A 12,350-nucleotide genomic window follows, 5' to 3' on the forward strand; every position below is an offset into this window, starting at 1 on the left:
AAATATTAATATATTTTTAGCATAGCGATTTTATAAGCTTTCAAAATCAATCATTAAGTTTCTTCAAAACTTCAAAAAGTGTAAGGATAAATAACTTGAATTTACACATATTTATGTAGTTTTCTATGTTTTTTTTGTATTCTTCAAATTTAAGAAGTAAAATTTTTAAAATATATTTTTGAGGCAAAGATGAGAAAAATTAAAAAATTAATATTGGGCTTATCTACTTTACTAGTAGCAAGTGGCTCATTTCCGCTAATCGCATTAAGTTGTGTAAAAACTCACCCCCAAAAACCCGCACAAATAGTAGCAGGTGTTAAAACTAACGACCAATTAAAATTAACAGAAGAACAAGCAAAAAATGCTCCAAAGTCTATTGTTATTACTGATGGTGGTCCTTTAAAAGATAAATCTTTTAATCAATCATCTTGAGAAGGATTGATTGCTTTTGGAGAACAAAATAATTTAACATTCGATAAATATGATGCTGCTGAAATCAAAGAAAATAAATTTGATGATGGATATAAAGCAGCACTAAACAATGGTTATAAATACTGAATCCTACCAGGATTTTCACACATTGATGCAATGACCAAATTCTATGCTGCAAATAAAGCTGCTATGAAAGAAAAAGGTGTTGTATTGATTACAATTGACTTTGACTTTTCTAATAAAGCCGATCCTGGAGATTGTGTAAGTATTTTATACAAAACCAAAGAAGGCGGATTCTTAGCTGGTTATGCAGCAGGTGCTTTCTTAAGTGAAACTGAAACAGCAGAAGCAAATAGAACTGTATCATCATTTGGTGGTTCAAATGACCCAGGACCTGGTGATTTCATCGAAGGATTTTACAAAGGTATTTACTACTGAAACACTAAAAATGCAGGAAAAGAAGTTCATACAAAAGCTAAAAAAGTTGACTTATCTACTGGTTATGAACCTGGACCCACAATGACTGCTTCTATAGATAACGTACTTTCACAAGAAGCTAAAATGGTTCTTCCAGTAGCGGGATCTGCTACTGATGAAGTACTTTCAAGAGAAAAATTCTCAGACAAATACATCATTGGTGTTGATGTTGATCAATCACAAATAGTTGCTAAAAAACAAGAAACATTCTTTACTTCAATTACAAAAGGTATTGGACAAGCTACATATGACGTTGTTTCTGCACTAATTTCAGGAAAACAATTAGATAAATATGCAACTGGATATGAACCTGGAAAGAAAAATGCACTTTTAAATAAAGGATATAAAGACAACTGAGTAGGAATAGCACCTACAAGAATACCTGGTGATAAAGGTAAAATTGCTACTGAAGCCTTTGAAAAAGCTAAAAATGTATTCAAAAATCTAGAACAAAAAGATTTAGAATGATTAAACTCAAAACGTTCTAAATTAGAAGCTGGATCTATAGAACACAAAGATAGTCAAGAAACTATCGATGCATTATCAGAACTATTATTTAAATAGTTCTTTTTTGATATTACATTAAATTTTAATATTATGAATGCTATAGAATTCAGGAATATAACAAAAGAATTTCCCGGCATTCGAGCAAATGAAGATATAAGTTTTACCGTCAAAAAAGGTAGCATTCATGCTCTTATCGGCGAAAATGGTGCCGGTAAAAGTACGCTTATGTCTATTTTGTTTGGATTGTACGAACCAACTGCTGGTGAAATTCTTATAAATGAAAACAAAGTATTTTTCAAAGGGCCTAATGACGCTAATGCATTAGGTATTGGTATGGTTCATCAACACTTTAAATTAGTTGATGTTTATTCTAATTTAGATAACATCATTTTAGGTGCTGAATGAACTAAAAAAGGTTATATTATTGACCGTAATATAGCCATTAAAAAAATCAAAGCATTGCAAGAAATTTATGATCTTCATTTTGATTTGAATCAAAAAAGTGGACAAGCCACTGTTGCAGTTCAACAAAAAGTTGAAATTATGAAAATGTTATACCGTGACAATGACATTTTAATTTTTGATGAACCTACTGCTGTGTTAACTGAAAAAGAAATTCAAGGACTTTTAAAATCTTTCAAGATTTTTAAAGCCTCTGGTAAAACCATTGTTTTTATTTCACATAAACTAAAAGAAATAGAACAAGTTGCTGATTATGCTACTGTACTTAGAAAAGGCAAAGTAGCTGGTAATTTTGAAATGAAGAATTCAAAAATGGAACAAATTATTGAAGCAATGGTTGGTTCTAAAGTTGAAGTTATTCAAAATGATGGCAAGAAATATTCAGATGACATAATCTTTGAGCTTGAAGGTATTTCGACCAAAAAAGAATATAAAAACTTACACGATTTATCATTAAAAATTCATAGTGGTGAAATATTTGCTATAGCTGGTGTTGAAGGAAATGGTCAAAATGAACTTGAAAAAGTTTGTTCAGGAATGATAAAACCTTCTGCTGGAAAAATTTCAATGAAAATCGCAAATGCTAGTGGTGAAGGTAAATCATTAGTTGATATAACTAATGTTAATGTCTATAAAAGAAGTAAATCTAAAATGGCATATGTTCCTGCTGATAGACACCACCACGGACTTATACTAGATTATTCAATTCATGAAAATGCAATCATTAGAAGATTGTGAGATCCACAGTTTCAAAAAATGGGATTTTTGAAAAAATCCGCAATTAGAAAATATGTTGATCAAATAATTAAAGAATATGATGTTCGTGGATCTCATAATGGATATGGCTTTGCTCGTTCAATGTCGGGTGGTAATCAGCAAAAATTCATTGTAGGACGTGAATTTACATCAGAACATGATTTTATTATCATAGTTCAACCTACACGTGGGCTTGACATCGGTGCTATTAATAATATTCACAATAGAATATTAGCTGAAAAAACAGCAGGTAAAGCTATTCTATTAATATCATATGAACTTGATGAAGTAATAGCACTCGCTGACACAATTGCCGTAATCAATGAAGGACATTTGATGTTAACAAAACCTGCACGTGAGCTAACACGTGCAGAAATCGGAAAATATATGATTTCATCAGCTAAAAATAAAGGAGGAGTAAATGCAAAATAGTGAAATTGATACATCAAAATTAAATTTTTGAGAAAAGCTTCGCTTTTTCTTTCGTTTAGAACAAACAAAGTCTAATGCTAGAAAAGTAATTTCATCTATTTGATCAATTGTTTTTGGACTACTTTTTTCACTAGCATTTATTGCTATTGTTACCAAAAATAACCCTTTTCTATTTTTTAGCATTTTATTTAAAAGTTTGCGTGGTACTGGACAACGTAGCTTTTTCTAATATCTTTTAGTATTTGGTTTTATTGGACTAAGTTCAGCAATTGGTTTTAAATCCGGCTTATTTAATATTGGTATAAGTGGCCAAATGATGTCAGCTGGATTTACCACATTTGCTATTTTCATAATGCGCAAGCAAGGAAATATGACTGGTGGATATTTATTCTTATCATTGATGCTTTCAATGATAGTAGCATTTCTATTTTCCTTAGTTGCAGGTGCTTTAAAAGCTTATTTAAATGTTCATGAAGTTATATCAACAATTCTAATTAACTGAATTATAGTCAATATTTGTCTTGCATTTTTCACCCGTGATTCTAATTTATTTGGTGAATATGCAAAACCATTTCTAGGCATTAAACCAGGAACTTCAGGAGTCTTTTCTATATCTAAGAATGTTGAAAACATTTTTCTAACATTTGGATATATCCTACTAATAGCTTCAATTGTAACCTTGTGAGGTATCTACCGTTTTACAACATTGGGTTACAAACTTAGAATGTTAGGACTTTCTAAAACCAATGGACAATACATGGGAATTAATGAAAAATTAATTACTATGCTTGTTATGGGAATTTCTGGACTATTTGCTGGAATTGGTGGATTTTACTTTTTTGTAGTAAAAGAAAAAAGTTTTAATAGTATATCCTCTCCTCACAACCTAGGATTTGAAGCAATTGCAATTTCGCTTCTAGCATTAAATTCTCCTATTGGAATTTCATTTACTTCGCTATTTTATGCATTATTATACAACGGTCAAAGTTACACTCAACTAGCTCCTTTATATTTACCAGCTGATTATTATGGAATTGTAACTTCATTAATCTTATATCTAGCTGCAATTAGTCAAGTATTAAACAATTTCAAACCAATGAATTTCATTTGAAGATGAATTGTCATAAAATCCCATCCTTTTGCTAAAAATTACTCTGCTAGTTATAAATGCAAGCAAAAAATAGATCATTTAGAATACAAAAAACAAGTTATATTAACCAAAATTGATTTAACAATTGATGAAACTAATAAAGATAAACTTCTAACTAAGTATTTATCAATGATCAACAGTATTGATAAAAAAATTCACTTATTAAAAAAAGAGCATACTCTCTTACTAAGAAAAATAGAATTAATGCTACCTTATGCTAGTGATTTAAAAAATGTAAGTGAATTAAAATTAAAACTTATCACACTTTCAAAAGAATTAAAAGTTTTACAAAAATCTAATGAAAGTGTCACTGAAACTCATAAAAATGAAGTTATAACTGAAATTAATTCAATCAAAACTCAAATCACTAACACACAAACTAATTTAAAATTAAGTTTTGAAAAAATAGCTTCATTAACTCATAGCGGAATCAAAGATTTTATTCCGCTTACCCTTGAAGAATTTACTAAACAATTTACTATAAGTCAAACTTCAAAAGTTCAAAGTATTAAAAGCTTAAAACAAAAAGCAAATCAACAAGAAAAAGATTTACTTTTAAAAACACTTGACAGCCAAAGTAATAAAACAAGTATTGCTGTTGCTGAAAACTTCCAAAGAATTTCTATTTTAAAAAGAGAATTAAATGAGCAAATCACTTCTTTAAAAGGAAATCAACAATATAATCTTAAACAAAACTATAAATCAGCTAAATTTACGCTCAAAAATGAATACAACAAAAATGTAAATGCACTTTATGAAGAAAAAATGTATTACATTAAAGAATACTTGAATCTACTGTTCGGTAAATCTTCTGCCACTAGCAATACAAAAGGAGGCAATTAATGAATTTATTTAATGCAATTTATTCATCAATGATTTTATACTTTTGTATCTTCGTCCTAGCTTCTATTGGTGGAATGTTTAGTGAAAAAGTTGGAATAGTTAACGTTGGTATTAATGGAATTATGGTAATAGGAGCTACATCTTATATCATCTTCCAAGATATTATCACAAGAATATTTGGTGTAGCTGGTGCTTCTAGTATGCTATGACAACTTATAGCACTACCAATTTCTGCTGGCATTGCTGGATGTTATGCATTACTCCATGGTCTTGCTACAATTAAACTAAAAAGTGAACATACCATTTCGGGATTTGCAATAAATCTACTAGCTACTGGAATTTGTTTCATTTTGCTTGGGATTTTTGGACATGGTTCAAAAGCACCATATACAAACATAAACGAACTAAAATATTCAGTTATAGATTCAGCAGGTCGTTCTTGAGAAATAATTTCATTTAAACTAGTTCTAACAATTGCAATTATAGTAGGTTCATTTATTGTTTTAAATAAAACAATATGAGGACTACGTTTCAGATCAATTGGTGAAAATCCACAAGCAGCTGATGTTGCGGGAATTAATGTTAATAAATATAAATGACAAGGAATTTTCATTTCGGGTGTTATTGCAGGAGTTGCTGGAGTTATATTTGCTCAAGAATTTAGTAGTGATTTAAAAACTGGTGACGTGCGTGGGTTTGGATATTTAGCACTTGCTATTATGATTATGGGTCAATGAAACATTGGATTAATTACTGTAATTACTTTCATATTTGCCTTACTATATTCATTTTCATACTACTCGGGAACATTTATCTATGAACTAAAACATTACCGTGATATACTAAATTTAGTTCCTTATCTAGTAACAATAATTGTGGTTATGGCAACAGCTAAAAAATCACATGCCCCAGCAGCCGTCGGGATTAACTACGATAAAACACTGCGCTAATTTATTAATAAAAAACTTTCGTCTTACGAACAAACTACCACATCGCAGTGTGGTAGTTTTTTAATTTAAACTACAGTCCAACCACCCAAAGATTCACTTTCACAAAATTAACATTTTTAAGGGTTTATAAACTATAATATTTGAATTATGGACTTGAAAAAATATATTCGTACAGTAAAAGATTTTCCTAAGCCAGGAATTTCATTTAAAGATATTTCTTTACTTTTAGCAAATGGCGAAGCTTTGCATTACACCATTGAAAAAATGGCAGATTTAGCAAAAGATGCTGACATAATTGTAGGACCAGATGCACGTGGATTTTTATTTGGAACCCCAGTTGCTGCTAAATTAAAAAAACCTTTTATTATGGTACGTAAAAAAGGTAAACTTCCAGGCGACGTTGTAAGTTGTGATTATGGTCTTGAATATGGAAGAAATGTACTTGAACTGCAAAAAGGCGTAACAAAACCAGGACAAAAAGCAGTTATTATAGATGATGTTCTTGCAACTGGTGGAACATTAGAAGCTATTATAAAATTATTAGAATCAGAAAAAGTTGATGTTTCAAAAATTATTGTATTAATGGAATTAGAAGGTTTTGATGCTCGAAAGAGATTAAAATGTGATGTGGAAAATCTAATTTTCATTGGCGAAAATGAACAATAAAATATGCAAAAAATTAAAAAATATAAAACATATGTCGATATTCCTACAAAATACAAGTGAGATTTAGAAGACATTTTAGAAGGTAAAACTATTCAAGAGTATATCGATGAATATTTTTTACTTTGCGAAGAACAAATCAAAATCAAAGATAGTAAATATGAAAATATTGAAAACTACATTCAGTTTTTAAAATTAAGTGAAAAATCAATACTTTTAAAAAACAAAATCACAAATTATTTATCTAATAGACTTAATATCAACCTAGTTGATAATGAAATTAATGCTATATCAAATGATTTTGAACAAAAATCACAAGCTTATGACATTAAAATGGGAAGTGAGCTAAATAATTTATATAAAAATAAAGATAAAATAACTTCTTGACTAAATGACTCGCGCCTAAAAGATATTAAAAAAGATCTAGAATTTACTTTAAAGCAATTCGACCATAAATTGGATGAAAAAATCGAATCTTATTTAAATGATACTGCTATTTCTAATCCTTCTATGGAAGAACTATTCAGTATTTTAACTAATGTTGAAATTAAATTTGAAGATGTATTGTCTTCAAAAGGTGAAAAATTTCCTCTAACAGAATCAAATAGAAGCCTTTTAATGAAAAATTTAGATGAAACTGTACGTAAAAATGCTTATTTTAATTACTTTAATGGCTTTTTAAAACATAAAGACACATTAACTAAGTTTTTATATAACCACTTCAAAAAAATGTCGGTTGAATCACTCTACCGTAAATATCCTTCAACCATTAACGCTATTTTAGAAGATGATCAAATAAATGAAAACTTGCTTTCAAATTTATTTGCTACTGTTATAGAAAAATCAAAGATTTTTACTAAATTCAAAAAATACAAAAAAATGTTTTTTGAAAAGAAATTTGGCAAAAAATTTGAAAAATGAGATTCGTCGGTTGATTTAGTGAATATCAAAAACACTTATTCAATCGAAGAAATGCAGCAAACTGTACTTGATGCATTGAATGTAATGCCTGAAGAATATCGCAAGCTTGCTTCAAAAGCAATCAATGAAAAATGAATTGATTATATTGAAACAAGTTCAAAAATGAGTGGTGCTTATTCAATTGGTGAAACTTATGGTATTAATAAAAAATACATTTTAATGAATTTTGATGGCACAATCAATTCACTTTTCACCTTAATTCATGAACTGGGACATTCAATGCATTCTTATTATTCAGATAAGTCTAATTCTATATTTAGAAGTTCTTATCCTTTATTTTTAGCAGAAATAGCCTCAATATTTAATGAACTCCTTCTTAGTGATTACTTAATCACGCACGCTAAATCTGATGAAGAAAAGTTTTATTTATTAAATCAAGATATTAATAATTTCATAGGAACGGTGTTGATTCAAACTATTTGAGCTAATTTCGAATATGAACTTTATAATGGGATTGATAAAGGCAAATTTCTAAATTCATATCCTGAAATGGAAAAACTATATTCTGAGGTTTATAATAGATATAGTCATTCTACAAAATTGAAATTAGGTGACAAAGAAAACATTTATTCTGTTACCATTCCACATTTCTACTATGGCTTTTATGTATACAAATATGCTCTTGGATACATTATTGCAAATTCATTTTTCTTAGATTATAAAATGCAAGGAAGTGTGTCACTGCAAAACTATATCGCCAACTTTTTATGTTCGGGTGATAGGTCTTGACCTACTGAAACATTAAAAAATTGTGGTATTGATGTCTATAAAAGTGAAGTTTATGACAAAGCTTTTAAAACTATCGATGAAAAAATTGAAGAATATATCAAACTAGGCAAAAAAATATTCTTTAATAAATAAAATTTCTAGCACTCTTTTTTATAAAGTGCTAAAATATACTAGTAATGAAGGAGTTGAATATGAAATTACCATACATAGCAATCAAAAATCAAATCATAGTGCCTTTTTCTGAAGACCATATTAGGGTGGGCAAGAAAAGATCTATTGATTCACTTAAACTAGCTACATCTAAAAAATATGAAAACAATTTAGTAATTGTTTTTCTTAAAAAAGATGTTGCTGGTGAAGAACTTAAAAAAGATGATATTTATGAATATGGAGTATTAACCAAAATTCTTGATACTAAACAAAAATCATCAATTTATCAAGTTACATTACAATGTGGCGCTGATATAATAAGAGTTAAAAAACTTATTACAGATGATAAAGATCAACAGTTGATTGATTTTGAATTTATTCCACCGGAAGAAAAAATATATAATAGAGAAGTAGTTTATAAGTTAAGAAATTCATTACTTGAACTTATACGTGCAGCCAAAGCTATGGATGTAAGATTTGGTATTGACAAATCATCTTCATCAACATCAATTACTAAAAATGAATTTGCTAGTGCAGAAGATGCACTTTTATTTGATTCATTAGATTATGATACTGAATGAATTAATATACATAAAGTAATAACTGCTTTAAAAAGTGATTTATCATTAGAAGAATTAACTAAACTTTCACAAACTATTAGTATAACTGAAGCTTATGACATATTAATTTCTAAAATTTCAAACATTATTAAAATGTTAAAAGTTGATAGCGAAATTTCAACAACTATGCGTAATGAACTTGATGAGCAACAAAAAGACTTTTTGTTACGTGAAAAAATGCGTCAAATCAAAAAGATGCTAAAAGAAGATGACGGAACTAAAGAACTTGAAAAAATCTTATCTGATGATGAAAAGATGAAACAATTTCCACAATATGTGATTGATTGTATTCAAGCAGAACAATCAAGAATTGCTAATATGATGCCATCAAGCCCTGAAGCTAATATTGCCAAAAACTACATCGACTTACTGCTTGCACTTCCTTGAAGAAAAGTAAGCAAAGAACTTCTTGATATCAATAATGTTAGAAAAATTTTAAACAAACATCATTACGGACTTGAAAAACCAAAAGAAAGAATTCTAGAATTCATTTCTGTTCTAACACATACTAAAAGCAAAGAAAAAGATCAAGAATATATTCCTATAAAAGATGATCCTAATAATTTTGTGGATACAAAACTATTTATCAACAAACTTGGAACTGTAACAAACGAACCTATAAACAATATTCCTATTCTAACTTTAATTGGACCTCCTGGGGTTGGTAAAACTACGTTAGCTAAATCAATAGCTGAAGCTTTAGATCGTAAATTCATCAAAGTTTCACTAGGCGGAGTTAAAGATGAAGCTGAAATTAGAGGTCATAGAAGAACTTATGTTGGAGCTATGCCCGGAAAAATTATCAATGCTATTAAAAAAGCAGGTGTATCTAACCCAGTTATTCTATTGGATGAAATTGACAAAATGTCAGCTGATTTTAGAGGTGATCCAGTTTCAGCAATGCTTGAAGTGCTTGATCCTGAACAAAATGCTAACTTCCAAGATCACTATTTAGATTTAGAATACGATCTTTCAAAAGTTTTATTTATTGCAACTGCTAACTACTATGATTCTATTCCGGCTGCTTTAATTGACCGTGTGGAACTATTGGAACTTTCTACTTATACAGTCATTGAAAAAATCGAAATTGCTAAATCACATTTACTTCCAAAAGTATTAGATCAAAATAAAATTGAACCTAAACAATATCAAATTTCTGATGAAGTTATAGAATTTATTATTAGAAATTACACTCGTGAAAGCGGAGTTAGAGAATTAAAGAGAATCTTAGACACAATAGCACGTAAAATTGTTATTAGAATCTTAGATAAAAAAATCAAAAATGAATTTATTATCACACAAGATATCATCAAAGAATTTTTAGGACCAGTAAAATTTGCTGAAGATGAAAATGAAAACAAAGCTCAAGTAGGTGTAGTTAATGGACTTGCTTATACAAACTTTGGCGGATCTACTCTTGCTATTGAAGTAACTACTTTTAAAGGCAAAGAAGGCTTAAAATTAACTGGTTCTTTAAAAGATGTTATGAAAGAATCGGCACAAATAGCACTAGCTTATGTAAGACATAATGCTGATAAATTCGGAATTAAATTTGATTTTGATGAATATTCTATTCATATCCACGTTCCGGAAGGCGCTGTTCCTAAAGATGGACCTAGCGCAGGTGTAACATTTACCACTTCTATAATAAGTGCGCTATTAAATAAACCAGTTCCAGCTAATATTGCAATGACTGGAGAAATTACACTTCGGGGCAAAGTGCTAGCAATAGGTGGGTTAAAAGAAAAATCACTTGCAGCTTCAAAATTTGATATTAAAAAGATCTTCATTCCATTTGACAACCAAAGACATTTAGTTGATGTACCTGCCGAAGTTAAAAAAGTTGTTGAGTTTATCCCAGTTAAATACTATGACGAAATATTTGAAAGTATTTTCAAATAAAAACCAAAAAAACATAATCAAAAAACCAAAAGCATGCTCACTTTTGGTTTTTTATATGGCAGGGGATGCAGGAATTGAACCCACACCAGAGGGTTTGGAGTCCTCAGTTCTACCATTAAACTAATCCCCTATAAAAAAGACTATTTTGCTATTCTAAAATAACACACGTCTCCATCTTGCATAATGTAATCTTTGCCTTCAATCCGCATCTTTCCATTGTCTTTACAGTTTTTTTCACCACCTAAGGCAATGTAATCTTCGTATTTAATAATTTCAGCTTTAACAAATTTCTTTTCAAAATCTGTATGAATTATACCAGCACATTCGTTTGCTTTTTGTCCATTTTTGAAAATCCAAGCACGTGTTTCTTCGGGACCAGCGGTAAAAAATGTTGAACGATTTAAAAGTTTGAAGCTATTTCTAATAATTACATTAATACCTGATTCAGTTATATTGTATTCTTGTAAGAATACAGTTTTTTCATCAGCAGTAAATTGAAGTAGCTCGTGTTCTATTTTTATAGAAATAGGAATTACAATATCATCTTTTAAAAAGCTTTTTAACATATGATAATGCTTTGCTGCTTCTAGGTTTTTAAAATCATTTGAATCTAGATTAGCTACATAAATAGTTGGTTTTAAAGTAAGTAATTGATAAGATTTTACAACTTCAAGTTCTTTTTCATTAAGATCGATATCTTTCAACATTTTTTCTTGTTCAAGTTCTTTTCTTAATTTAAGCGCAACTTCAAATTCGAATTTTAAGTTCTTATCAGGTGAATTTTGCGCTTTTTTACCAATTCGGTTAATTACATTTTCTACAGTCTGCAAATCAGCTAATATAAGTTCTAAATTAATGGTTTTTAAGTCGCTTAGGGGATCTATTTTATTATTTACGTGTAAAACATCTTGATTTTCAAAACATCTGATTACATGCACTATTGCATCAACTTCACGGATGTTAGATAAAAACTTATTACCAAGCCCTTCGCCTTTAGAAGCACCTTTAACAAGCCCAGCAATATCAACAAATTGGAAAAAAGCAGGAACAATTTTCTTAGTATTAACCAACTTTGCAAGGTTTTCAAGACGTTCATCATATAAATTAACAATTGCAGTGTTAGGTTCAATTGTAGTAAATGCATAATTAGCACATTCAACTTCTTGCATAGTTAAAGCTGAAAAAAGTGAACTTTTTCCAACATTAGGTAATCCTACTATTCCGGCTTTTAAAGACATATTGCTCCTTGGATTTTGCTAAATTAATATTTATTATTATAAATAAAGTTAATAAAAA

Annotated in this window: 9 protein-coding genes and 1 tRNA gene; 8 read left to right on the forward strand and 2 right to left on the reverse strand. The window is 29.2% G+C overall.

Features of this window, described 5'->3' with window-relative positions:
* The first annotated feature begins 189 nt into the window (after window positions 1-189).
* From JN03_RS09100 to lon, 8 genes are all read left to right on the forward strand, one after another.
* Entirely contained in the window at window positions 190-1,473 is a 1,284-nt protein-coding gene (locus JN03_RS09100) for a BMP family ABC transporter substrate-binding protein (protein WP_134076580.1), read from the forward strand.
* A 33-nt stretch (window positions 1,474-1,506) separates the two neighbouring features.
* The gene (locus tag JN03_RS09105; protein ID WP_134076581.1) at window positions 1,507-3,066 is read left to right on the forward strand and encodes an ABC transporter ATP-binding protein; all 1,560 of its coding nucleotides are present in this window, start codon (window positions 1,507-1,509) and stop codon (window positions 3,064-3,066) included.
* The gene (locus tag JN03_RS09110; protein WP_134076582.1) at window positions 3,056-3,295 is read left to right on the forward strand and encodes a hypothetical protein; all 240 of its coding nucleotides are present in this window, start codon (window positions 3,056-3,058) and stop codon (window positions 3,293-3,295) included. The genes JN03_RS09105 and JN03_RS09110 overlap by 11 nt, the downstream gene beginning before the upstream one ends.
* 21 nt (window positions 3,296-3,316) lie before the next feature.
* Window positions 3,317-5,059 carry an ABC transporter permease subunit gene (locus JN03_RS09115; protein ID WP_277870480.1) on the forward strand — a complete coding sequence of 581 codons (1,743 nt, stop codon included), beginning with the start codon at window positions 3,317-3,319 and terminating at the stop codon, window positions 5,057-5,059.
* The gene (locus tag JN03_RS09120) at window positions 5,059-6,009 is read left to right on the forward strand and encodes an ABC transporter permease (protein WP_051599449.1); all 951 of its coding nucleotides are present in this window, start codon (window positions 5,059-5,061) and stop codon (window positions 6,007-6,009) included. Before JN03_RS09115 ends, JN03_RS09120 begins: the two co-directional genes overlap by 1 nt.
* 147 nt (window positions 6,010-6,156) lie before the next feature.
* Window positions 6,157-6,675, forward strand: coding sequence for an adenine phosphoribosyltransferase (locus JN03_RS01675; protein WP_036439859.1), 519 nt, complete (start codon window positions 6,157-6,159; stop codon window positions 6,673-6,675).
* A 3-nt stretch (window positions 6,676-6,678) separates the two neighbouring features.
* Complete coding sequence (pepF, locus tag JN03_RS09125; protein ID WP_134076584.1) at window positions 6,679-8,514, forward strand: oligoendopeptidase F; 1,836 nt, start codon at window positions 6,679-6,681, stop codon at window positions 8,512-8,514.
* Between the two features lie 59 nt (window positions 8,515-8,573).
* On the forward strand, window positions 8,574-11,054 hold the full coding sequence (lon, locus tag JN03_RS09130) for an endopeptidase La (protein WP_036444837.1): 2,481 nt from the start codon (window positions 8,574-8,576) through the stop codon (window positions 11,052-11,054).
* A gap of 56 nt (window positions 11,055-11,110) precedes the next feature.
* Here lon and JN03_RS01690 read toward each other — a convergent pair.
* Window positions 11,111-11,184: transfer RNA gene (locus tag JN03_RS01690), tRNA-Trp, on the reverse strand.
* A 10-nt stretch (window positions 11,185-11,194) separates the two neighbouring features.
* The gene (gene ychF, locus JN03_RS01695) at window positions 11,195-12,292 is read right to left on the reverse strand and encodes a redox-regulated ATPase YchF (protein ID WP_036441469.1); all 1,098 of its coding nucleotides are present in this window, start codon (window positions 12,290-12,292) and stop codon (window positions 11,195-11,197) included.
* Window positions 12,293-12,350: the final 58 nt, after the last annotated feature.

Origin of the sequence: Metamycoplasma hyosynoviae (assembly GCF_004365165.1) — a bacterium.
GTDB classification, from domain to species: domain Bacteria; phylum Bacillota_I; class Bacilli_A; order Mycoplasmatales; family Metamycoplasmataceae; genus Metamycoplasma; species Metamycoplasma hyosynoviae.